The organism is Pseudomonas fitomaticsae (assembly GCF_021018765.1).
GTDB lineage: Bacteria > Pseudomonadota > Gammaproteobacteria > Pseudomonadales > Pseudomonadaceae > Aquipseudomonas > Aquipseudomonas fitomaticsae.
Genome location: NZ_CP075567.1, coordinates 4,031,390 through 4,054,484 on the forward strand (window position 1 = coordinate 4,031,390; position 23,095 = coordinate 4,054,484).

25 protein-coding genes are annotated in these 23,095 nt (G+C 59.4%); 16 read left to right on the forward strand and 9 right to left on the reverse strand.

All coding sequences use genetic code 11. The features are described 5' to 3' along the window. Positions 1–33: 33 nt before the first annotated feature. From KJY40_RS18045 to KJY40_RS18060, 4 genes are all read left to right on the forward strand, one after another. The gene (locus tag KJY40_RS18045; protein WP_230731545.1) at positions 34–927 is read left to right on the forward strand and encodes an SMP-30/gluconolactonase/LRE family protein; all 894 of its coding nucleotides are present in this window, start codon (positions 34–36) and stop codon (positions 925–927) included. 59 nt (positions 928–986) lie between these two features. Continuing rightward, the gene (locus tag KJY40_RS18050; RefSeq protein ID WP_115078384.1) at positions 987–1,958 is read left to right on the forward strand and encodes a TRAP transporter substrate-binding protein; all 972 of its coding nucleotides are present in this window, start codon (positions 987–989) and stop codon (positions 1,956–1,958) included. Between the two features lie 79 nt (positions 1,959–2,037). Continuing rightward, complete coding sequence (locus tag KJY40_RS18055) at positions 2,038–2,565, forward strand: TRAP transporter small permease (protein WP_039767235.1); 528 nt, start codon at positions 2,038–2,040, stop codon at positions 2,563–2,565. Then, complete coding sequence (locus KJY40_RS18060) at positions 2,565–3,845, forward strand: TRAP transporter large permease (RefSeq protein ID WP_011334824.1); 1,281 nt, start codon at positions 2,565–2,567, stop codon at positions 3,843–3,845. The genes KJY40_RS18055 and KJY40_RS18060 overlap by 1 nt, the downstream gene beginning before the upstream one ends. Before the next feature lie 48 nt (positions 3,846–3,893). On the opposite strand, the gene KJY40_RS18065 is transcribed toward KJY40_RS18060, so the two are convergent. The 3 genes from KJY40_RS18065 to KJY40_RS18075 are packed head-to-tail and all read right to left on the reverse strand — an operon-like array spanning position 3,894 to position 6,325. Beyond that, positions 3,894–4,694, reverse strand: coding sequence for a sulfite exporter TauE/SafE family protein (locus KJY40_RS18065; protein ID WP_230731546.1), 801 nt, complete (start codon positions 4,692–4,694; stop codon positions 3,894–3,896). Between the two features lie 9 nt (positions 4,695–4,703). Further along, positions 4,704–5,948 (reverse strand): NAD(P)/FAD-dependent oxidoreductase, encoded by a 1,245-nt coding sequence (locus KJY40_RS18070; RefSeq protein WP_230731547.1) that lies wholly within the window; start codon positions 5,946–5,948, stop codon positions 4,704–4,706. Between the two features lie 38 nt (positions 5,949–5,986). Beyond that, positions 5,987–6,325: an ArsR/SmtB family transcription factor gene (locus KJY40_RS18075; RefSeq protein WP_007952897.1), complete on the reverse strand. Its 339-nt coding sequence runs from the start codon at positions 6,323–6,325 to the stop codon at positions 5,987–5,989. A gap of 98 nt (positions 6,326–6,423) precedes the next feature. On the opposite strand from KJY40_RS18075, the gene KJY40_RS18080 reads away from it, so the two are divergent. Then, the gene (locus tag KJY40_RS18080; protein ID WP_230731549.1) at positions 6,424–7,287 is read left to right on the forward strand and encodes an MBL fold metallo-hydrolase; all 864 of its coding nucleotides are present in this window, start codon (positions 6,424–6,426) and stop codon (positions 7,285–7,287) included. Between the two features lie 126 nt (positions 7,288–7,413). Next, positions 7,414–8,259 carry a tyrosinase family protein gene (locus KJY40_RS18085; protein ID WP_230731557.1) on the forward strand — a complete coding sequence of 282 codons (846 nt, stop codon included), beginning with the start codon at positions 7,414–7,416 and terminating at the stop codon, positions 8,257–8,259. A 12-nt stretch (positions 8,260–8,271) separates the two neighbouring features. On the opposite strand, the gene bkdR is transcribed toward KJY40_RS18085, so the two are convergent. Next, entirely contained in the window at positions 8,272–8,760 is a 489-nt protein-coding gene (gene bkdR / locus KJY40_RS18090; RefSeq protein WP_007965286.1) for a Bkd operon transcriptional regulator BkdR, read from the reverse strand. Between the two features lie 185 nt (positions 8,761–8,945). Between bkdR and KJY40_RS18095 the strand changes: the two genes are divergently transcribed. The 5 genes from KJY40_RS18095 (at position 8,946) to KJY40_RS18115 (ending at position 15,085) form a co-directional block, all read left to right on the forward strand. Further along, positions 8,946–10,181, forward strand: a complete 1,236-nt coding sequence (locus KJY40_RS18095; protein WP_007965287.1) for a 3-methyl-2-oxobutanoate dehydrogenase (2-methylpropanoyl-transferring) subunit alpha — start codon at positions 8,946–8,948, stop codon at positions 10,179–10,181. 1 nt (position 10,182) lies between these two features. Then, positions 10,183–11,241 carry an alpha-ketoacid dehydrogenase subunit beta gene (locus KJY40_RS18100; RefSeq protein WP_007952909.1) on the forward strand — a complete coding sequence of 353 codons (1,059 nt, stop codon included), beginning with the start codon at positions 10,183–10,185 and terminating at the stop codon, positions 11,239–11,241. Then, positions 11,242–12,522, forward strand: coding sequence for a dihydrolipoamide acetyltransferase family protein (locus KJY40_RS18105; RefSeq protein WP_230731559.1), 1,281 nt, complete (start codon positions 11,242–11,244; stop codon positions 12,520–12,522). 4 nt (positions 12,523–12,526) lie between these two features. Further along, positions 12,527–13,900, forward strand: coding sequence for a dihydrolipoyl dehydrogenase (gene lpdA, locus KJY40_RS18110; RefSeq protein WP_230731561.1), 1,374 nt, complete (start codon positions 12,527–12,529; stop codon positions 13,898–13,900). A gap of 165 nt (positions 13,901–14,065) precedes the next feature. Then, entirely contained in the window at positions 14,066–15,085 is a 1,020-nt protein-coding gene (locus tag KJY40_RS18115) for a branched-chain amino acid aminotransferase (protein ID WP_085711531.1), read from the forward strand. Positions 15,086–15,578: 493 nt separating this feature from the next. On the opposite strand, the gene KJY40_RS18120 is transcribed toward KJY40_RS18115, so the two are convergent. Both KJY40_RS18120 and KJY40_RS18125 read right to left on the reverse strand, forming a co-directional pair. Beyond that, entirely contained in the window at positions 15,579–16,463 is an 885-nt protein-coding gene (locus KJY40_RS18120) for a hypothetical protein (RefSeq protein WP_230731563.1), read from the reverse strand. Positions 16,464–16,529: 66 nt separating this feature from the next. After that, positions 16,530–17,294, reverse strand: coding sequence for an ArsR/SmtB family transcription factor (locus KJY40_RS18125; protein ID WP_230731565.1), 765 nt, complete (start codon positions 17,292–17,294; stop codon positions 16,530–16,532). Positions 17,295–17,373: 79 nt separating this feature from the next. Here KJY40_RS18125 and KJY40_RS18130 point away from each other — a divergent pair, with 79 nt between their 5' ends. Beyond that, a complete protein-coding gene (locus tag KJY40_RS18130; RefSeq protein WP_230731567.1) occupies positions 17,374–18,474 on the forward strand; it encodes a cytochrome P450 in 1,101 nt (366 codons plus the stop codon). On the opposite strand, the gene dmeF is transcribed toward KJY40_RS18130, so the two are convergent. Together dmeF and KJY40_RS18140 are read right to left on the reverse strand one after the other, a co-directional pair. After that, on the reverse strand, positions 18,471–19,397 hold the full coding sequence (gene dmeF, locus KJY40_RS18135; protein ID WP_230731570.1) for a CDF family Co(II)/Ni(II) efflux transporter DmeF: 927 nt from the start codon (positions 19,395–19,397) through the stop codon (positions 18,471–18,473). The genes KJY40_RS18130 and dmeF overlap by 4 nt on opposite strands. An 11-nt stretch (positions 19,398–19,408) precedes the next feature. Continuing rightward, positions 19,409–19,684, reverse strand: a complete 276-nt coding sequence (locus KJY40_RS18140) for a metal/formaldehyde-sensitive transcriptional repressor (RefSeq protein ID WP_230731572.1) — start codon at positions 19,682–19,684, stop codon at positions 19,409–19,411. Between the two features lie 486 nt (positions 19,685–20,170). Between KJY40_RS18140 and KJY40_RS18145 the strand changes: the two genes are divergently transcribed. From KJY40_RS18145 to KJY40_RS18160, 4 genes are all read left to right on the forward strand, one after another. Beyond that, on the forward strand, positions 20,171–20,542 hold the full coding sequence (locus KJY40_RS18145) for a DUF6124 family protein (protein WP_230731574.1): 372 nt from the start codon (positions 20,171–20,173) through the stop codon (positions 20,540–20,542). A 9-nt stretch (positions 20,543–20,551) separates the two neighbouring features. Further along, the gene (locus tag KJY40_RS18150) at positions 20,552–20,833 is read left to right on the forward strand and encodes a hypothetical protein (RefSeq protein ID WP_230731575.1); all 282 of its coding nucleotides are present in this window, start codon (positions 20,552–20,554) and stop codon (positions 20,831–20,833) included. A gap of 209 nt (positions 20,834–21,042) precedes the next feature. Continuing rightward, a complete protein-coding gene (locus KJY40_RS18155) occupies positions 21,043–22,284 on the forward strand; it encodes an S-type pyocin domain-containing protein (RefSeq protein ID WP_230731577.1) in 1,242 nt (413 codons plus the stop codon). Next, a complete protein-coding gene (locus tag KJY40_RS18160; RefSeq protein ID WP_230731578.1) occupies positions 22,281–22,616 on the forward strand; it encodes a hypothetical protein in 336 nt (111 codons plus the stop codon). Before KJY40_RS18155 ends, KJY40_RS18160 begins: the two co-directional genes overlap by 4 nt. A 71-nt stretch (positions 22,617–22,687) precedes the next feature. On the opposite strand, the gene KJY40_RS18165 is transcribed toward KJY40_RS18160, so the two are convergent. After that, on the reverse strand, positions 22,688–23,026 hold the full coding sequence (locus tag KJY40_RS18165) for an FKBP-type peptidyl-prolyl cis-trans isomerase (RefSeq protein WP_007952931.1): 339 nt from the start codon (positions 23,024–23,026) through the stop codon (positions 22,688–22,690). Between the last annotated feature and the right edge of the window lie 69 nt (positions 23,027–23,095).

Consider the following 23,095-nt stretch of genomic DNA (forward strand, 5'->3'; position numbering starts at 1 on the left):
TTCACGTCTCCAATAAAAACCAAGGGAATGAGTATGCAAGCCGAAATGATCGTCGACGCCCGCAACGCGGTGGGTGAAAGCCCGGTGTGGGTGCCGCAGGAAAATGCGCTCTACTGGGTCGATATCCCCAACGGTGGCCTGCAACGCTGGAGCGCCGACACGGGCCACGTCCACGCCTGGAAGGCTCCCGAAATGCTCGCCTGCATCGCACGACACAGCAGGGGCGGCTGGGTTGCCGGCATGGAGAGCGGGTTCTTTCACTTGCAACCGCACAGCGATGGCAGCCTCGACAGCGAGCAACTGGCGAGCGTCGAACACAGCCGTCAGGACATGCGCCTGAACGACGGTCGCTGCGACCGCCAGGGCCGGTTCTGGGCCGGCAGCATGGTGCTGAACATGGGCCTGAATCTGCCCGAGGGCCGGCTCTATCGCTACGCTGCCGGGCAGACGGGTCCGATCGAGGCACAACTCGACGGTTTCATCGTGCCCAATGGCCTGGGTTTCAGCCCGGACGGCAAGACGATGTACCTGTCGGACTCGCACCCGAATGTGCAACTGATCTGGGCCTTCGATTACGACATTGCCAGCGGCACCCCCTCCAATCGACGGGTGTTCGTGGACATGAATCATTATTACGGCCGCCCCGACGGCGCTGCCGTGGATGCCGACGGCTGCTACTGGATCTGCGCCAACGACGTCGGCCTGATCCACCGGTTCACCCCCGAAGGTCGCCTCGACCGCTCGCTAAAGGTCCCGGTGAAAAAACCCACCATGTGCGCCTTTGGCGGCAGCCGGATGGACACCTTGTTCGTGACCTCGATCCGCCCCGGCGACGACCAGGATCCGCACTCCCTGGCCGGCGGGGTGTTCGCCCTCAACCCCGGCGTCAAAGGCCTGCCGGAGCCAGTTTTCGATGACCTGCTGTAACCGCCCCCGCTGCATCGCTGTGCCTTGAACACAAAAACAACAAGACTGGAGAACCCCTCATGGACTTCAAACGCACGTTGCTCGCCGCCGCCCTCCCCCTCGCGCTCACCTTCGGCAGTGCCGCACAGGCGCTGGAAATCAAATTCGCCGATATCCACCCCGCCGGTTATCCGACCGTGGTCGCCGAAGAACAATTGGGCAAGACCCTGGTCGCCGAAAGCGACGGCAAGCTGACCTTCAAGATGTTCCCCGGCGGCGTGCTCGGCTCGGAAAAGGAAGTGGTCGAACAGGCCCAGGTCGGCGCCATCCAGATGGCCCGAGTCAGCCTCGGCATCGTCGGCCCGGTGGTGCCAGACGTGAACGTGTTCAACATGCCGTTCGTGTTCCGTGACCAGGCGCACATGCGCAAGATCATCGACGGTGAAATCGGCGACGAGATCCTCGACAAGATCACTCAATCGGAATTCAACCTCGTTGCCCTGGCGTGGATGGACGGCGGCACGCGCAACATCTACACCAAGAAACCGGTGCGCAGCCTCGAAGACCTCAAGGGCATGAAAATCCGCGTGCAGGGCAACCCGATGTTCATCGAAACCATCAACGCCATGGGCGGTAACGGGATCGCCATGGACACTGGCGAAATCTTCAGTGCGCTGCAGACCGGCGTCATCGACGGCGCGGAAAACAATCCACCCACCCTGCTCGAACACAACCACTACCAGAACGCCAAGTTCTACAGCCTGACCGGGCACCTGATCCTGCCCGAGCCCATCGTGATGTCGAAAATCACCTGGGAAAAACTCAGCCCCGATCAGCAGACGCTGGTGAAGAAAGCCGCCAAGGCTGCGCAGGCTCAGGAGCGCACGCTGTGGGATGCCAAGTCCGTCAGCAGTGAGGAAAAACTCAAGGCGGCCGGCGTCGAGTTCATCACCGTCGACAAGAAACCCTTCTACGAGGCCACCGCCTCGATCCGCGAGAAATACGGCGCACCCTACGCCGACCTGATCAAGCGCATCGAAGCCGTTCAGTAAACCTCCCAGCCCTCAGCAAAAGGCCCGGCAGCGCTGACGTCGCCTGATGTCCGCGCGTGCCCGGTTACGGTGGAACCCGATGAAGAATTTGCTGCTGCGCATCAATGACCGGATCTACATGGCCTGCATCTGGGTCGCCGGTCTGTCGGTGCTGACCATTTCCCTGATCATTCCCTGGGGCGTGTTCGCCCGTTACGTCCTCGGCACCGGCTCGAGCTGGCCGGAGCCCACCGCCATCCTGCTGATGATGGTCTTCACCTTCATCGGTGCTGCCGCCAGCTATCGTGCCGGCGCGCACATGGCGGTGGCGATGGTCACCGATCGCCTGCAACCGAATATGCGCCGAACCATGAGCATCGTTTCGCAAGTGCTCATGGGCACCATCTGCCTGTTCATGACGATCTGGGGCACGAAGCTGTGCCTGTCGACCTGGAACCAGTTCATGAGCGCCCTGCCGACATTGCGCGTCGGCATCACCTACATGCCGATCCCCATTGGCGGTGCGCTGACGCTGATTTTCGTACTGGAAAAACTGTTGCTTGGCGATCAAAGCAACCGCCGTGTGGTGCGATTCGACCTGGTTGAAGAAAACGAAGGGGCTGCCTGATGGACGCATTGATTCTGCTGGGCAGTTTTATCGCACTGATCCTGATCGGCATGCCGGTTGCCTATGCACTCGGGCTGTCGGCGCTGATCGGCGCATGGTGGATCGACATCCCGTTCCAGGCCTTGATGATTCAGGTGGCGGGCGGTGTGAACAAATTCTCGCTGCTGGCGATTCCGTTCTTCGTGCTCGCCGGAGCGATCATGGCCGAGGGCGGCATGTCTCGGCGGCTGGTGGCGTTCGCCGGGGTTTTGGTGGGTTTCGTGCGTGGCGGCCTGTCGCTGGTCAACATCATGGCCTCGACCTTTTTCGGCGCAATTTCCGGCTCGTCGGTGGCCGACACAGCGTCGGTGGGCTCGGTGCTGATCCCGGAAATGGAGCGCAAAGGCTACCCTCGGGAATTCTCTACGGCGGTCACCGTCAGCGGTTCGGTACAGGCCCTGCTGACCCCGCCCAGTCACAACTCGGTGCTCTACTCGCTGGCCGCCGGCGGCACTGTTTCCATTGCTTCGCTGTTCATGGCCGGCGTGGTGCCGGGCCTGCTGATGAGCGCGTGCCTGATGGTGTTGTGCCTGATTTTTGCGCGCAAACGCGACTACCCCAAAGGCGAAGTGATCCCACTGCGCGAAGCCCTGAAGATCTGCGGCGAAGCGTTGTGGGGCCTGATGGCGATGGTGATCATTCTCGGCGGGATTCTGTCGGGGATCTTCACGGCCACCGAGTCGGCGGCCATCGCCGTGCTGTGGTCGTTCTTCGTCACCATGTTCATCTACCGCGACTACAAATGGAGTGAACTGCCGAAACTGATGCACCGCACGGTACGCACCATTTCCATCGTGATGATTCTGATCGGTTTCGCCGCCAGTTTCGGCTACATCATGACCCTGATGCAGATCCCGGCGAAGATCACCACGCTGTTCCTGACCCTGTCCGACAACCGCTACGTGATCCTGATGTGCATCAACGTCATGCTGCTGTTGCTCGGCACCGTGATGGACATGGCACCGCTGATCCTGATCCTCACGCCGATCCTGATGCCGGTGATTCTCGGTATCGGCGTCGACCCGGTGCAGTTCGGCATGATCATGCTGGTCAACCTCGGTATCGGCCTGATAACGCCGCCCGTGGGAGCCGTGCTGTTCGTGGGTTCGGCGGTGGGCAAGGTCAGTATCGAAAGCACGGTGAAGGCGCTGCTGCCGTTCTACGCCGTGCTGTTCCTGGTGCTGATGCTGGTGACCTACGTTCCGGCGCTGTCGCTGTGGTTACCGCACCTGGTGTTGTAACACTGACGCTGTGGCGAGGGCGCCTGGTCCCTCGCCACAGGTTTTGTCTCACGCCCGCAGCAACATGTAAGCGGCGACCACCAGACATACGCTGGCAAACCCCACCTGCAACGTCCTCGCCGGTACTCGCGCGCAGAGTTTGCGGCCGATGATCATGCCGACGATGCTGGCCACGATGAACGACGCGCCCAGAGGGTCGATCCGCACCCCGGCATGAAACGCACCGATCACGCCGATGGCGGAAATCAGGCTGATGACCATCAAGGATGTGGCGACGATGCCGCGCATCTGCACATCGGTCAGTTGCTTGAACGCCGGCACGATCAGAAACCCGCCACCCACCCCCAGCAACCCGGACACCACGCCGGTGACCGCGCCCAGTGCCGCGAGGGTCGCGGTGCATTTGGCGGTCCAGTCAAAACGACCCGTCTGTTCATTGAGCATGCAGTTCTTCTGGCCCCAACTGGCGTGGCCATGGTCGCTCGGCCCCTCCTGTTGGCGTTCGCGGCGCAGCATGCGCCACGCCACCATGACCATCAGCAGGCTGAACAGGATCATCAGAACCTTTTCCGGCAACTGATGAGCGAAGTAGATGCCCACCGGCGAAAACACCGCGCCGAGCGCCGCAATCAGCAGCGCCGCGCGATAACGCACCAGACCATGGCGCAAACCATCGATGGCCCCGACCGCCGCTGCGCTGCCGACAGCAAACAACGCCACCGGCGCTGCTTGCGTCATCGTCCAGCCCAGCCCGAGCACCAGCGCCGGCACCGCGAGAATGCCGCCGCCAGCCCCGGTCAGACCGAGGATCAATCCCATCAGCACGCCAAACAGACTTGCCAGCAACATAAAGTTTACTCAGTCGACTTTGGACAGACTGGTCAGCCATTCGCGGCCCTTGAGCATGCCGTTCCAGTAGAACCACGGCAGCAGCGTAGCCTTCAGCCACCACGCGGAGCGGCGCGGCACGGTCGGGTCGAGGGGAAAGGTCGGCAGCAGTTTTCCGCCATAGCCGAACTCGGCGAGGATCACCTTGCCCTTCTCCACCGTCAGCGGGCAGGAACCGTAGCCGTCGTACTTCAGCGGCAACGCCAGTTCCTTGCGCAGGGCCAGCAGGTTTTCCGCCACCACCACGACCTGCTTGCGCACTGCCGCGGCGGTCTTCGCATTGGTGGTGCCGCAGATATCGCCCAGGGCAAACACTTCCGGATAACGCGGGTGTTGCAGCGTGTGCGGGTTGACCTCGCACCAGCCGGCGGCGTCGGCCAGCGGACTTTGTGCGATGAAATCCGGCGAAACCTGCGGCGGCACGACGTGCAGCAAATCGAAAGTCTTGGCCTGACGGGTGACATTGCCGTCCGCGTCCTTGACGTCGAACCAGGCGGTTTTCGCCGGGCCGTCGACCTTCACCAGATTGGAATTGAACGCCAGCCGCGCATTGTATTTCTCGATGTACTTCATCAGCGGCGGCACGAAGGTCGAGACGCCGAACAGCGCGGCGCCGGCCAGATTGAACTCGACGTCGACCTTGCTCAGCACGTTGCGTTTGAGCCAGTGATCGCAGGACAGGTACAGCGCCTTTTGCGGCGCGCCGGCGCATTTGATCGGGATCGGCGGCTGGGTGAACAGGGCTTTGCCGCCGCGCAGTTTCTGCACCTGATCCCAGGTGTATTGCGCGTGCTGATAGCTGTAGTTGGAGGTGACGCCGTGCTGGCCGAGGCTTTCCTGCAAGCCTTCGATCTTCTCCCACGCCAGGCGCAGGCCGGGGCAGACGATCAGGTTCTGATAGGTGACGGTGCGTTGATCGTTGAGGGTTAGGCGGCGCTGGTCCGGGTCGATGCCGGTCACTGCCGCCTGAATCCAGGTGGCCTGACGCGGCATCACCTTGTTCATCGGTCGGGCGGTGTCTTTGGCGTCATAAGCGCCACCGCCGACCAGCGTCCAGGCCGGCTGGTAGTAATGCAGGGTGCTCGGCTCGATCACCGTGATTTTCAGGCCGGGATCGCGTTTGAGCAGGCTCGCGACAAAACCGATGCCGGCAGTGCCGCCGCCGATGACCACGATGTCCGCACTGATGGATGGGCCCCAGTGTTGATCGTTCATTGTTTGTTCCTTATGGCTGCACGCAAGGATAGCCGGGTCTATTGCGCCCAGCTTTTGAGCACGGCTCCGCAGTAGAGTCCGGAAAGGGTTTTCATCACCTGGATCACTTCGTGACTGGCGAGACCGTAAAAAATGTACTTGCCTTCACGACGGGTCGCGACCAGCCCTTCATCGCGCAGGATGCCCAGTTGCTGGGACAGGGTCGGCTGACGCACCCCGGTCATTTTCTCCAGTTCGCCGACGTTGCGCTCGCCCTGAGTCAACTGGCACAGGATCAACAACCGATCTTCGTTGGCCAATGCCTTGAGCAGCGAACAGGCCTTGGAAGCCGAGGCGCGCAGTTGGGCGACTTCACATTCGGTCAGACTGGATTGCATTTGCAGGATGCCTTCAACGTCACTTAAGCTGCGGACATTATGTGTTTACATAAAGTGTTGCAACCTGACTTTTCACCTTCCTGCACAGGACCGTGTCCATGCCCGCGCTGATTGAAGCTTTCCTCGACCCCGCCTCTTCGACCTACAGCTACGTGGTCTACGAGGCCGACGGCGGGCAGTGCGCGATCGTCGATCCGGTGCTCGATTACGACGGCGCCGCCGGCCGAACCTGCACGGCTCAGGCGGATAAGATCATCGCCTTCGTTCGCGCCCACAATCTGCAAGTGCAATGGCTGCTGGAAACTCACGCCCATGCCGATCACTTGTCCGCCGCGCCCTATTTGCGCCGGGAGCTGGGCGGGAAAATCGCGATTGGCGAGTCGATCAGCAAAGTGCAGAACGTGTTCAAGGCGCTGTTCAACCTGGAGCCGGAATTTCGTGTCGACGGCTCGCAGTTCGATCACCTGTTCGCGCCGAACGAGTCGTTCCGGATCGGCAATCTCAAGGCCACCGCCCTGCACGTCCCCGGTCACACCCCGGCGGACATGGCCTATTTGATCGACGGCGAACAGATTCTGGTCGGCGACACGCTGTTCATGCCCGACGTCGGCACTGCCCGTTGCGACTTTCCAGGCGGCAACGCGCATCAACTGTTCAATTCGATTCACAAGCTGCTGGCCTTCCCCGCCAGCGTGAAGCTCTACGTCTGCCACGACTACCCGCCGCAAGGTCGCGACTCGCAGTGCCAGACCACCGTCGGCGAACAGCGCAAAAGCAATATCCATGTGCATGACGGCATCAATGAAGCCGCGTTTGTCGAGATGCGCACCAAACGTGATGCTGGGCTGGGCATGCCGACGCTGTTGTTGCCGGCGATTCAGGTCAATGTGCGGGCGGGGAATTTACCGCCAGCGGAAGGCAATGGCGTTGTCTACCTGAAGATTCCTGTCAACGCCGTGTAAGAAAAAATCATTGAAGGAACCCGAAACAAGGGGATTCGTACCTGTCACGTCGGATCCCATGAACTGGGCGTAATCTCGGCAGACAGGCAGACTTCATGGGCGTTCAACCCATGGAGATTTGGCAATATGGATATTCGCCGCAACCACCGGGATCTGTCCCGGGAAGAAAAGGCCGCCTTCATCAACGCGGTCCTGACGCTGAAAAACAACATCAACAGCGTGCTGCGTCCCGGTCAGCAAAGCCGTTACGACGACTTCGTACAGATACACAAGAATTCGATGGGACGCGGCAATCCGCTCGTTCCCAACCCGCATCAAAGTCCCTTGTTCTATCCGTGGCATCGGATCCTGATCCGCCAGTTCGAACTGGCGCTGCAGGCCGCTGTCGACGACCCCCGCATAACGCTGCCCTATTGGAACTGGCAAATCGGCGGCGCCGACAACCCGTTCACTTCGAATTTCATGGGTGGCAATGGTGACAACACCCAGAACCAGTTGGTAACGACCGGGCCTTTTTCCAATAACCAGTCGTCATTCATCGTCTCGGTATGGGACGAGGGCGTCGGGAGCGCCGGTTTGCGCCGCAATCTCGGGGCAGATGGCAGGTTGCCGTCGGAGGAAGCAGTCATTTCGGTTCTGAACATAACGCCCTACTGGTTGGAACCGGGTGGCTGGGAAAACACTTCGGAGCGCGAACTGCACAATCCCGTACACGCCTGGATAGGGGGCAATATGCAAGAGGCAGTTTCCCCGAACGACCCGATATTCTTCCTGCACCATTGCTATCTGGATCTGCTTTGGGAGCGCTGGAGACATCAACATCCGAACGTTCCCTCCTTCCCGCAGGACGATCTGATCAATTCGACACTGGTCTTTCACCCGGAAAACGAACTTGCTCCCTGGAGCCAGAGTTTTACGGTTCAGCAAACGCTTTACACGACAGAACTGGGTTATCGGTATGAATACTGGTGAGTCACCTACTCGTTAAGTGCCCAACGTCAAACCGTTGGCCGGCAATGGCAACGCCGTCTTGTAGCGAACCTGCTTGAGCGCAAAGCTTGACCGGATGTTGGCCACGCCCGGCACCTTGGTCAAAAAGTCCATCATGAACCGCTCAAGCGCTTGAATGGTCGGCACCAGCACCCGGATCAGATAGTCCGGGTCGCCGGCCATCAGGTAGCACTCCATGACTTCGGGGCGGTCGGAAATGGCCTCCTCGAAATGCTGCAGCGCTTCCTCTACCTGCTTCTCGAGACTGACGTGGATGAACACGTTGACGTGCAACCCCAGCAGGTCGGCGTCGAGCAATGTCACCTGCTCGCGGATCAGACCCAGTTCTTCCATCGCCTTCACCCGGTTGAAGCACGGCGTCGGCGACAGATTGACCGAACGGGCCAGGTCGGCGTTGGTGATGCGCGCGTTCTCCTGAAGGCTGTTGAGAATGCCGATGTCGGTACGGTCCAGTTTGCGCATGAGACAAAACCACCTGTTTTTTATGTTTATGCAGAATTTCTATCTGCAAATGATCTCCAGCGCAACGAAACAGAGAGAAATATTCTTCTTGCCCGGGCCTATGATTGTTGTAGGACAAGATTTCTTTTATCGAAGAATGACTGCCAGCTCACTACAAGAAATTCACAAGATCGAGCGTAGAAGCCATGACCCAAGCGTATGAACCGCTGCGTCTGCACGTCCCTGAACCCTCGGGCCGCCCAGGCTGCAAAACCGATTTCTCCTACCTGCATCTGACCGATGCCGGCACGGTGCGCAAACCTTCCATCGACGTAGAACCCGCCGACACCGCCGACCTGGCCCGTGGCCTGATCCGCGTGCTCGACGACCAGGGCAACGCTCTCGGCCCATGGGCCGAAAACGTGCCGGTCGAGATCCTGCGCAAAGGCATGCGTGCCATGCTCAAGACCCGGATCTACGACAACCGCATGGTGGTCGCCCAGCGTCAGAAAAAAATGTCGTTCTACATGCAGAGCCTTGGCGAAGAAGCCATCGGCAGCGCCCAGGCCCTGGCCTTGAACATCGACGACATGTGCTTCCCGACCTACCGCCAGCAAAGCATTCTGATGGCTCGCGACGTACCGCTGGTCGACCTGATCTGCCAGCTGCTGTCCAACGAGCGCGATCCGCTCAAGGGCCGCCAGCTGCCGATCATGTACTCGGTCAAGGACGCCGGTTTCTTCACCATTTCCGGCAACCTCGCCACCCAGTTCATTCAGGGCGTGGGCTGGGGCATGGCCTCGGCGATCAAGGGCGACACCAAAATCGCCTCGGCCTGGATCGGTGACGGCGCCACCGCCGAATCGGACTTCCACACCGCCCTCACCTTCGCCCACGTTTACCGTGCGCCGGTGATCCTCAACGTGGTCAACAACCAGTGGGCGATCTCGACCTTCCAGGCCATCGCCGGTGGTGAAGCCACCACGTTCGCCGGACGCGGCGTCGGCTGCGGTATCGCTTCCCTGCGCGTTGACGGCAACGATTTCTACGCGGTCTACGCCGCCTCCGCCTGGGCTGCCGAACGCGCCCGCCGCGGCCTCGGCCCGACCATGATCGAATGGGTCACCTACCGCGCCGGCCCGCACTCGACCTCCGACGATCCGTCCAAATACCGTCCTGCCGACGACTGGAGCCACTTCCCGCTGGGCGACCCGATTGCCCGCCTGAAACAGCACCTGATCAAGGTCGGCCACTGGTCTGAAGAAGAGCACGCCGCCGTCAGCGCCGAGCTCGAAGCCGAAGTGATCGCCGCACAGAAACAGGCCGAACAGTACGGCACCCTCGCCGGCGGCCAGATTCCAAGCGCCGCGACCATGTTCGAAGACGTCTACAAAGAGATGCCGGAGCACTTGAAGCGCCAGCGTCAGCAGTTGGGGATCTGACATGAACGATCACAACAACAATATTCAGTTGGAAACCGCCATGACCACGACCACCATGACCATGATCCAGGCCCTGCGCTCGGCCATGGATGTGATGCTTGAGCGTGACGACAACGTTGTGGTGTTCGGCCAGGACGTCGGCTACTTCGGCGGCGTGTTCCGTTGCACCGAAGGCCTGCAGACCAAGTACGGCACCTCGCGGGTGTTCGACGCGCCTATCTCCGAAAGCGGTATCGTCGGCGTCGCGGTGGGCATGGGCGCTTATGGCTTGCGCCCGGTCGCCGAGATTCAGTTCGCCGACTACGTGTACCCGGCGTCCGACCAGATCATTTCCGAAGCCGCCCGTCTGCGTTATCGCTCGGCCGGCGAGTTCACCGCGCCGATGACCCTGCGCATGCCTTGCGGCGGCGGCATCTACGGTGGCCAGACCCACAGCCAGAGCATCGAGGCGATGTTCACTCAGGTATGCGGTCTGCGCACCGTCATGCCGTCCAACCCGTATGACGCCAAAGGCCTGCTGATCGCCTCCATCGAAAACGATGACCCGGTGATCTTCCTCGAGCCGAAACGCCTGTACAACGGCCCGTTCGACGGCCACCACGACCGCCCGGTAACCCCGTGGTCGAAACACCCGGCCGCCCAGGTGCCGGACGGTTACTACACCGTGCCGCTGGACGTCGCCGCCATCACCCGTCCGGGCAAGGACGTGACCGTCCTGACCTACGGCACCACCGTTTACGTGTCGCAAGTAGCGGCCGAAGAAAGCGGCGTTGATGCGGAAGTCATTGACCTGCGCAGCCTGTGGCCGCTGGACCTGGAAACCATCGTCAAATCCGTGAAGAAAACCGGCCGTTGCGTCGTGGTTCACGAAGCCACCCGCACCTGCGGTTTCGGCGCCGAACTGGTGTCACTCGTGCAAGAGCATTGCTTCCATCACCTGGAAGCGCCGATCGAACGCGTCACCGGATGGGATACCCCCTACCCGCACGCGCAGGAGTGGGCGTATTTCCCTGGGCCGTCCCGAGTGGGCGCGGCGCTGAAACGGGTCATGGAGGTCTGAATGGGCACGCACGTTATCAAGATGCCGGACATCGGCGAAGGCATCGCAGAAGTAGAACTGTCGCAGTGGCACGTCAAGGTCGGCGATCTGGTCGTTGAAGATCAGGTGCTGGCGGATGTGATGACCGACAAGGCGATGGTCGATATTCCCTCGCCGGTACACGGCAAAGTGATTGCACTCGGCGGTCAGCCGGGTGAAGTGATGGCGGTCGGCAGCATTCTGATCAGCATCGAGGTTGAAGGCGCCGGCAATCTGAAGGAGTCCGACAAACCGGCGCCTGTTGCGCCGAAAGAAACCCCTGTCGCACCCAAAGTTGAAGCTGTCGTTGAAAGCAAACCTGCTGTTGCCGCAGCGCGTCCGGCGGCTGCCGTTTGCCAGGGCCCGATGGTTGCACGCGAAGCGGATGAGCGTCCGCTGGCATCGCCAGCCGTGCGCAAACACGCGCTGGATCTGGGCATTCAATTGCGTCTGGTGCGCGGTTCCGGCCCGGCCGGTCGGGTGTTGCATGAAGACCTCGATGCCTATCTGGCGCAAGGTCAGTCGAACGCTTCGGCGCCAGTGGCTGCCGCGTACGCTCAGCGTAACGATGAAGAACAGATTCAAGTGATCGGCATGCGCCGCAAGATTGCCCAGCGCATGCAGGACGCCACTCAGCGTGCCGCGCACTTCAGTTATGTCGAGGAAATCGACGTCACCGCGATTGAAGAATTGCGTGCACACCTGAACGAAAAACACGGCGCGAGCCGTGGCAAGCTGACCTTGCTGCCATTCCTCGTGCGCGCGTTGGTCGTCGCCCTGCGCGACTTCCCGCAAATGAACGCCCGTTACGACGACGAAGCCCAGGTCATCACCCGCCTCGGCGCGGTGCATGTCGGCGTCGCCACCCAAAGCGATGTCGGCCTGATGGTACCGGTAGTGCGTCACGCAGAAGCGCGAAGCCTGTGGGACAGCGCGGCGGAAATCTCCCGCCTGGCCAGCGCCGCACGCAATGGCAAGGCCAGCCGCGATGAGCTGTCCGGCTCGACCATCACCCTGACCAGCCTTGGCGCCCTTGGCGGCATCGTCAGCACCCCGGTGCTGAATCTGCCGGAAGTCGCGATCGTCGGCGTCAACAAAATCGTCGAACGCCCAATGGTCGTCAAAGGCCAGGTGGTGATCCGCAAGATGATGAACCTCTCCAGTTCCTTCGATCACCGCGTGGTCGACGGCATGGACGCGGCGCTCTTCATCCAGGCCATTCGTGGTCTGCTCGAACAACCCGCGACCCTGTTTGTGGAGTGATGAAATGCAAACTCTGAACACCACGCTGCTGATCATCGGCGGCGGCCCCGGCGGTTACGTGACGGCCATTCGCGCCGGACAACTGGGCATTTCGACCATTCTGGTCGAGGGCGAATCGCTGGGCGGCACCTGCCTGAACATCGGCTGCATTCCGTCGAAAGCGCTGATCCACGTGGCCGAGCAGTTTCATCAGACTCAACACCACAATCAGCATTCAGCACTGGGCATCAGCGTTTCCGCGCCGACCCTCGACATCACCAAAAGCGTCGAGTGGAAGGACGGCATCGTCGATCGCCTGACCACTGGCGTCGCTGCATTGCTGAAGAAGAACAAGGTTCAGGTGATCAACGGCTGGGCCAAGGTCATCGACGGCAAGACCGTGGAAGTCGGCGACACCCGCATCCAGTGCGAACACCTGGTTTTGGCCACCGGATCGAAAAGCGTCAATCTGCCAATCCTGCCGATTGGCGGGCCGATCATTTCGTCCACCGAGGCGCTGGCACCGAAGTCGGTTCCGAAGCGCCTGATCGTGGTGGGCGGTGGTTACATAGGTCTGGAGCTGGGGATTGCCTATCGCAAGCTCGGCGCCGAGGTCAGCGTGATCGAGGCGCAGGATCGTATCCTGCCGGCCTACGACGCCGAACTGACCCAACCAGTGCACGACGCGCTGAAGCAGCTGGGCGTGAAGCTGTACCTCAAGCACAGCGTGCTGGGCTTCGACGGTACATTGCAGGTGCGCGACCCGAACGGCGACACCCTGAATCTGGAAACCGATCAGGTGCTGGTGGCCGTCGGTCGCAAACCCAACACCCAGGGCTGGAACCTTGAAGCGCTGAATCTGGACATGAACGGCTCGGCGATCAAGATCGACAGCCGCTGCCAGACCAGCATGCGCAACGTCTATGCCATCGGCGACCTGAGCGGCGAACCGATGCTGGCCCACCGCGCCATGGCTCAGGGCGAAATGGTTGCCGAGCTGATCAGCGGCAAGACCCGCGAATTCAACCCGACCGCCATCGCTGCCGTGTGCTTCACCGACCCGGAACTGGTGGTCGTCGGCAAGACGCCGGACGAGGCCAAGGCGGCCGGACTTGATTGCATCGTGTCGAACTTCCCGTTCGCGGCCAATGGCCGGGCGATGACACTGGAATCGAAAACCGGCTTCGTGCGGGTGGTCGCTCGTCGGGACAATCATGTGATTGTCGGCTGGCAGGCGGTGGGTGTCGGGGTGTCGGAGCTGTCGACCGCGTTCACGCAAAGCCTGGAAATGGGCGCGCGACTGGAAGACATCGGCGGCACCATCCACGCGCACCCGACCCTGGGTGAAGCGGTGCAGGAAGCGGCGTTGCGTGCGCTTGGGCATGCGTTGCACCTGTAAAAACCCGAAGCGGGGGAGTTTTTTCATAAGCAGGCTAATAAATCTGCTGCTCCCCCCATCGCCCGGGCTGCGAAACCGCTCAAGAATGAAGTATTGTTGTGCCCATCCAAAAAAACGTCAGAAGCCTTGAACCGCTTCGGCGGTTGTTCAGTGATAGAGGGTGTCATGGGTAACGAAAGCATCAACTGGGACAAGCTGGGTTTTGACTACATCAAGACCGACAAACGCTATCTGTCGTACTTTCGCAACGGCGAGTGGGACAAAGGCACCCTGACCGAAGACAACGTGCTGCACATCAGCGAAGGCTCCACTGCCCTTCACTATGGCCAGCAATGCTTCGAAGGCCTGAAGGCCTATCGTTGCAAGGACGGCTCGATCAACCTGTTCCGTCCGGACCAGAACGCCGCGCGCATGCAACGCAGCTGCGCCCGCCTGCTGATGCCGCATGTGTCCACCGAGCAGTTCATCGAAGCGTGCAAGGAAGTGGTTCGCGCCAACGAGCGCTTCATCCCGCCTTACGGCACCGGCGGCGCGCTGTACCTGCGCCCGTTCGTGATCGGCGTGGGTGACAACATCGGCGTGCGTACCGCACCGGAGTTCATCTTCTCGGTGTTCGCGATCCCGGTCGGCGCCTACTTCAAGGGCGGCCTGACCCCACACAACTTCCAGATTTCCTCCTTCGACCGCGCCGCGCCACAAGGCACCGGTGCCGCCAAGGTCGGTGGTAACTACGCCGCCAGCCTGATGCCGGGCTCCCAGGCCAAGAAAGCGCATTTCGCTGACGCCATCTACCTGGATCCGCTGACCCACAAGAAGATCGAGGAAGTCGGTTCGGCCAACTTCTTCGGGATCACCCACGACAACAAGTTCGTGACCCCGAACTCGCCATCGGTACTGCCGGGCATCACCCGTCTGTCGCTGATCGAACTGGCCAAGTCCCGTCTGGGCCTGGAAGTGGTCGAAGGCGACGTGTTCATCGACAAGCTGTCGGACTTCAAGGAAGCCGGTGCTTGCGGTACTGCTGCGGTGATCACCCCGATCGGCGGCATCAGCTACAACGACCACCTGCACGTGTTCCACAGCGAAACCGAAGTCGGCCCTGTGACCCAGAAGCTCTACAAAGAGCTGACCGGCGTGCAGACCGGCGACGTCGAAGCCCCAGCAGGCTGGATCGTCAAGGTTTGATCAGGTTTCGCCTAGTAGCCTGAGCGCGTGATTCACCTTCCACATCAACGGAAGGTGAATCAACTCAAAACATCAAACAGGATCAGTGATTAACCATGTCGAGTTGTTTCTTCCGCCATGGATACCTACGACTCCCCATCCCTGCATAATCGGCAAGATATAGTTAATACAACGCACATTGCCGTTCAATCCGCGCGCACTCGCACAGAGTGCCCCAGAACCAGCCGGACTGTTGCTAGAGCCGACAAGACATGGATTATCCATGCCATGCCCATTGTGGAAAAGATAGGTAACGGTCGTTTCAAAAGCAGCTCGACTGATTGTAATATCCTGCGGAATAATTCGAATCGAGGCAGGGCCAACTTGTGAAATCTCGAATGGCACACCCTGTATATGATCAGGCGTCATGAAAGATTGACCGACTGCCATTTGCCCCCAAAAACCCCGCACTCGCTCTTCACAGATCGAACACATACGAACCCCTCAAAAACAATCAATCTTTATATATTACACAGCACTCTTCATCGAACCTCTTCAAATCATAAATAATCGCCATGTATATATTCATCAACTCATAACAGAGTTCTATCGACGTAGCCCAATCATTAGTCCTGGAAGGCTCATTGACATTCAAGGTGACTTCACCGCTATCAAGCAACAGCTTTAAATCCTCCTCCCCGGCATGAATACCAAGATTATGCACAGTATTTCTTTGCGCTCGATAGAACCCTACAATCTCCAAATCCTTTTTCGCGTCGCGAGCGTAATCAGCAGAGAGCTTGGAAAAAATGTGGTCAAGCTTGCCTTTGGCCGACATGAAAGGGCTGCCCTCTTCCATTATTTTCTTGACCGCTGCCTGACGAGTAACCTCATCCTTCGCATCGTTGTATCGTTTTATTTGCCTTACTACAAACTCCGCCTTACGAACTCTACGGTCAGCGTCCGTTTCCTTGATGCGGTCATATAACCTGCCCATCCAGAACTCAAACACAGAGAAAGAGCCAACGGTAAAATCCAGAAAGCTGCTTCCTATCATAAAATCGACGCGTTCTTCATAGATATTCTTGATATCTTCCATCGCCAAGCGAAACATTCTTTCATCACGCTCGTCCAGATACTCTTGCTTCACCTCGTCAAACAGTTCTTGAAGTGGTCCTCGTCCAGCCATACACGCGGAGACTTCATCATTCATGAAAAAATACAAAAGCATATCCACCGCACCGGACAAATCTCCGTAGAAAGTTCTACCCGGGCGCGGCTTTAACCCCATATAAAGACCCAACATATCCTCATTAAAGATACATCGACCCTTCAACACGATCAGGCTATAAATTCGGGCTTTTGTATTGATATCAAATTTCCTTCCCTTGACGTACATCCAGTTCCCTCACCTTCTCGAACAAACAGCAACTCTACAATCCATCATTTCTCCACCACCTGCCTTCTACCTCTGGTTCGACGGGTGAGTGGATATCATTTGGGGTTCTTGCTCATGACTATCGTGCCCCTTACGCATCGACAATGCCATCCCGAACCGCGCCGCCATCTCCTTGTATCCCCGCGCCGTCAACGTCAGCGCCCGACTGTCCAGATCCTGCGTCACCCATTTGCGCTTCAACGCCGCCTGCAATAACGCCGCCCCGAGCGAACCTCCCAGATGCGGCCGACGCATGCTCCAGTCCAGGCACGGGCAGGCAAAGCGGCGGCGCATCGTCGACAGATCCTTGACCTCAATGCCCAGCCCTTCAAAAAACGCCTCGCCACTTTCACTGAGGCAATAAACCTGCTCATCGGTTTCCACCAGCCATCCCGCCTCAAGCAACCGGTCATGCAGCAATACCGCCAGCGTCCCGGCCATGTGGTCATAACAGGTGCGGGCGAATTGCAGGCGATCCGGCGTGTGCGGTTTGAAAGTCGGCGCGGGGCTCTGGCCGATCACCATCAGCGCTTCGAGTGCCTGGGCCACGCGCTTGTCGGCGAGACTGTAATAACGATGGCGGCCCTGCACGTGCAGGCGCACCAGCGCCAGGTCCTTGAGTTTGGCCAGGTGTGCACTGGCGGTCGAGGCGCTGACGTCGGCGAGGGTCGCCAGCTCCGTGGCGGTGCGGGCGTGGCCGTCCATCAGCGAGCACAGCATTTTGGTTCGCGCCGGTTCTGCGATGGCGGCGGCCACTTGCGAGACGCCGATGTCTTGATGTTCTGCGTGCATATTTCGCTCCCGGACGAATCATCGACCTCAAGGACTGGAGATAGTAGCAACACGTTCCCCACCGACAAGGTTGCGATCCATGGACCCGATCATCGCTGCAACTCACGCCGATCCCTACCCCTACTACGCCGAACTGCGCGCGGGGGGCGGGCTGACCTTTCATCACGGACTGAAACTGTGGGTGGCCAGTAGCGCCCGCGCGGTCTGCGCGGTACTGGCGCATCCGGATTGCCGGGTGCGCCCGGTGCAGGAACCGGTGCCCAAGGCCATCGTCGATGGCATGGCGGGCAAGGTGTTCGGCCAGTTGATGCGCATGAATGACGGTGAAGCTCAGCGCTGCCCGCGTTCGGCCATCGAGCCGCCATTGGGGCTGTTTGATCGGGAAGAAGTCGGCGCTTTGGTGTCCGCGCGGCTGATAACGAACGACGCCGACGGCTTATATAAAGCAATGTTTCGCGGCCCGGTGTGCGTGGTTGCATCGCTGCTCGGGTTCACGCCGGCGCAGGCGCGGGTCATCAGTGAACTGACGGCGGATTTCGCGGCGTGTCTGTCGCCGCTGAGCAATGACCTGCAACTGGCGGCGGCCCATCGGGCGGCGGAGCAATTGCGCGGATACTTCATTGAATTGCTGGCGGATCCGAACCCGCTTCTCGCCGACATTCGCCAGCGTTTTGTCGGCGATGAGGACGTGCTGCTCGCCAACCTGATCGGCCTCTGTTCGCAGACATTCGAGGCCACCGCCGGGCTTATCGGCAATGCTCGGGTGGCGTTGCAGCGTCAGCCTGAATTACGCAACGCGTCAGTGGATTCGTTATTGGCTGAAGTCCAGCGTTTCGATCCGCCGGTACAGAACACCCGTCGATTTGTGGCGAACAGCTGTGAAATCGACGGCGTGCGACTGGAAGCCGGCGACGTGATTCTGGTGCTGCTGGCCTCGGCCAATCGCGACCCGGCACTCAATGAAAACCCGGATCACTTTATGGTGGATCGCCCGAACCGCCGTAGTTTCACGTTCGGCAGCGGTCGGCACCAATGTCCGGGGCAAGGATTGGCGATGACGATTGCCAGCACTACCGTCGGTGAAATCCTTGCCCATGACATCGACCTGAAGCAGTTCGCCTGGCACTACCGCCCCTCGCTAAACGGGCGAATTCCGCTGTTCAGCGAGATAAAGCCTTAGGCGTTGCGCAATTCGATCGTCAGGTGCGACAGCTCATGCACCGGTGCCAAACGCTCGCGAATCGCCTCGGCTGTCACACCAGCTACCGCGACTACGCTGACAATCGCCGCCCGCGCCTGCGGGCCGACCTGCCAGACGTGCAGATCGCTGATGCGCACGTCGTCGGAGGTTTCCAGCAGTTCGCGGATTTCCTCGGCCACCGGTTCATCGGTGGTGTCGAGCAGTACGGCGGCGCTGTCACGCATCAGGTTCCAGGCCCATTTGGCGATGACGATGGAACCGACGATGCCCATCACCGGGTCCATCCACACCCAGCCCAGATAGCGACCGGCCAGCAACGCGGCAATCGCCAGCACCGACGTCAACGCATCGGCCAATACGTGCACGTAGGCTGAACGCAGGTTGTTGTCATGATGGTGATGATGACCATGATCGTGGCTATGGCCGTGGTCATGATGCCCGTGACGACCGGCCAGCAGAAAAGCGCTGAGCAGGTTGACGCCCAGGCCGACCACGGCAATCAAGGTGGCTTCGCCGAACGCCACGCTGGTGGGCTCGAACAGACGGAAAACCGACTCACCGGCAATGCCCAGCGATACCAGCCCCAGCACCATGGCCGAGGCAAAACCCGCCAGATCGCCGACCTTGCCGGTGCCGAAACTGTAACGGCGGTTGTTGGCGTTGCGCCGGGCAAAACCATAGGCCACCGCCGCAATACCCAAGGCACCGGCGTGGGTCGCCATGTGGAAACCGTCGGCCAGCAGCGCCATGGAACCGGTGAGATAACCGGCAGCAATTTCGCCGATCATCATCACGAACGTCAGCGCCACCACCCACAAGGTGCGACGGGCGTTGTCGTCATGGGACGCACCAAGGAACTGGTGATCGTGGGAAAAGTCGTCAGAGCGCGTCGTCAGATTCATGGTGTGGGTGCTCACTTGGAATAACGGCGGATGGCTTGCAGCAACTCTTCCACACCCTGTGCGCGGGCCTCGTCGCTGAGGTCGGGACGGGCGACATGCTCGCGGGCGTGGGCCTCGATGAACTGCTCCATCAAGCCATTGACCGCGCCGCGAATCGCCGCCATCAGGTGCAACGTCTTGGCACAATCGGTCTCGGACTCCAGCGCCCGCTCAACCGCCTGAACCTGGCCGGCAATGCGCCGGACCCGGTTGAGCAACTCGCCTTTGTGTTCGTGTGTGTGCGACATACATATACCCCCTACCCCTATATGGCGAGCATAGTCGCTGTTTGGATCGAAAGGGGCAAGGTCAAATTTGGGTTGGGAGATAAGCGGATGACTCAGCCTACGCCCCCCCTGTGGGAGCGAGCTTGCTCGCGATGGCGGACTGAAAAATGACGCATCATTTTGCCCCCATCCGGGAGGCTACATCGCCTTGCGCCTTTGCCTACAACTACGCCAGAATCCGCCGGCTTGTGCGGTTTGGGGCCTGCCCGTAACTTGATTCGCATCACTGAATGGTCAGTGAACGGGTTTAGTCGCTCGGTGTTCTCCAACTTCGCATGCAGTCATTAAGTCAGGTGCTTTTGTGCCTACGCTCAATGGTAGCTGTGCGCAGGGCGCCTTCGGGTGCGCCGGTAAAGCTTGGAGTCCCGGTCGACTAACCTGCGCATAGCTGCCACCCAATCGTTTAGTCGCGAAATGGGAGTCAGCATTACTGGAGACTCTGAGCAAATGATCAAGCCAACGCCTAATCCACCGGAAACAGACTTACCGTCCGAATCCGACCCAACCTCTCCCTACTCCACAACCGATTCAAAAAAACTCCACGAAGCCGCCGAACGCGCCCTCGACCATTACCTGAAACCCACCGCCCCGAAACAACACTGCCCCGGCCGCATGTTCCTCGTCGCCCCCGACCTGGATCAGCATGCCCTGCTGGCCCACGCCTGCGAATCGATGACTTCGGCCAGCGTGATGCTCAGCGACTTCGCCGCGCTGCTGGACCCGCCCTACCGCAGCACCGTGCTGGGCATCGCCCAAGTGGTGATGTGTGGTGAACTCGCGGTGAACCGGGCGCTGGACACTCTCGATGCCACGACCTGAGGAACACCCATGGAAAGCAAATCCGATGCACACATCGTCGCCGCCCTGATCTCCATCGGCCTCAACGAGAAAGACAGCCAATGGGCCCAAAAAGCCTGTCTGCTACTGCTCGAGAGCGAACGGAAATCCATCGTCAGCGCCGCACTCACCGCCCTCGCCCAACTCGCCCGTGACTATGGCGAACTGGACCGCAGCCGCCTGCTGCCGGCACTCACCAGCGTAAAACGCAGATTTCCAAGCCTGACCGGCACGGTTGCCGCGACGCTGGATGAGATGGCGATGGCTGCGTAACACCTGGGGCACAAGGCAAAGAAAAACCCGCTGCCTCCCTTCACGGAGGCAGCGGGTTTTGTGTTTACAACTCATAAGAAATCGCTCCACAGATCTTGCCGAGAGCGTCATTTTGTAACAACCGCTTGAGCTTCAGAACCGTCCTACATCTTTCAAATCCTCATTCAGATAGCGTTCCCAACGCTTTAAAAGTTGGAACAAGGACGCTCATGGCTCGAAAATCAGATATTCCCCGAATACAAAATCCCCCCTCAGGCGACGGGCACCACATCACTACCCGCTACATGACTGCTACCGAACTGGCAGAGCAGGACGCCAGACAAAAAAAGTACGACGAGATGCAGGCCAGGCAACAAGCCTACGAAGATCGCTTTCCTCGGCAGTCTCAACAACCGAATCAACACAGCGCCCTAGGGTGTGTATTTACCAAGAGCTGCAACCTCCCCGACGGCGTCATCAACCATGAAAGCCCCGCAGGGTTTATCCCGGTCGAACGACTGGCGGACTTTGGAGCATTCACCTTGCTCGGTGGCCGCGAATTAGATGCGGCCGGAAATATCACCCTCAAAAGAATAGGTGGTGCCAAGTTACCGTCTGCTATAGGCACGCTTCTCATAGGAGGCTCGGCTTCTATTGGCACCAGCACAAGCGCCATATCCAGTGTGGGCGCAGTCACGGGCGGTGTTGCCGCAGGTGCTTTGGTGGGCATGGTTGGTCTGCTGTGGCCGTCCAATCTTGGTGACAGTTCGCTCTATACCGAAGATCAGCTCAGATCGCTGAAAGAAGGCCGAACACGTATACGACTACAGGTAGGGCAACAGCCCGATGGCAGTCTCAAAGGGTACGGGTACAACACCCAAAAGCGCCCTGACTGGGAAATGATTCCGGTTGTGCAGTTCGCCGCCCAAGGCTCTCGCCAAGTGGCTGACTTTGGCAATGGCGTCACGTTGACCTGGACGCCTGCCGTCGATCCGTCCAGCACATCGGGTATCCCACCGCTGCGAGGTGCCCCGCAAACACCGACTATCTGGATTTATCCGCCGACTGAGCAAGCAGACAAAATCATCGTCAACCCGATCTATCCGCCGGAGTACCAGGACTTCATCCTTGTATTTCCAGCTGACTCCGGGATCAAGCCTCTCTATATAGTCTTGGCGTTGGAGTTTGATGCAGCCAGTTATCATGGAAAGACGGACAATGCTGTAAAGAGCAAAGGCCCTGCCAATGGCCAGGAAACCTTGGAAAATTCAATTCAAGTAAAACCTACCTCACCCCGCAGAATTGGCGTTGATCCAGATACCAACGAATTTGTCGTCTTTGATCGCACAGGAGGCGATGTCTACCATGGACATGTCAGACCTTGGGACAAACTCCATCAGGATATGAAAAACGCGTTAGTCAAAGCGAAGAAAGCGGACAACAAAGGCAACATTTTGGGAGCCAAGAAGTGAGCCTGAACTATAAAGACCCATCCATTAGCCACGATGAGGCAGTGAGGTTTCTGCAAAGTCACTCAGACGAGGACGTTATCCAAGCTTTGATTTCTATTGGTCTCAATGAAGAAGACAGAATCTGGGCTCAGCAAACCTGCCTGAAATACTTCGCCAGCAGCAATGAGCCGGTTGTCACCTCTGCCATTACCGCTCTCGGCCACATTGCTCGAAGACACGGCGAGCTGGACAAGGACATTGCCTTTGCAGCGCTGGAGGAAGTAAAGACAAGATTCCCTTCGCTAGAAGGCGTGATTTCAGACACGCTTGACGATATTGAGGCATTTACCTGATTCATCGAGCCCTCGCATGCAGGACGTTGTGATCAGGAACACCCTCATCACAACGTACTCACCCACGAGCTTCAATCCTCCCGCGTCAAAACCTCAAGCAACTCAATCTCGAACACCAGATTCGAATTCGGCGGAATCTTGCCCATCGTCCGCTCGCCGTAACCCAGATGCGCCGGCACCAGCAGCTTGCGCTTGCCGCCAACCTGCATCCCCATAATCCCTTGGTCCCAACCCTTGATGACCCGGCCCGTGCCGATCACGCACTGAAACGGCTTGCCCCGGCTCCAGGACGAATCGAATTCGGTGCCGTCTTCCAGCCAACCGGTGTATTGGGTGGTGATCAACGCGCCTTTGACGGCGGCTTTTCCGTCACCAGGCTGAAGATCGATTATCTGCAGTTCATCATTCATGACATTCACTCTATTGTTGCGCTGGCCGCCGTTTTCCCAGAAATACCGGCCATTGGCAACTGTCTGCCC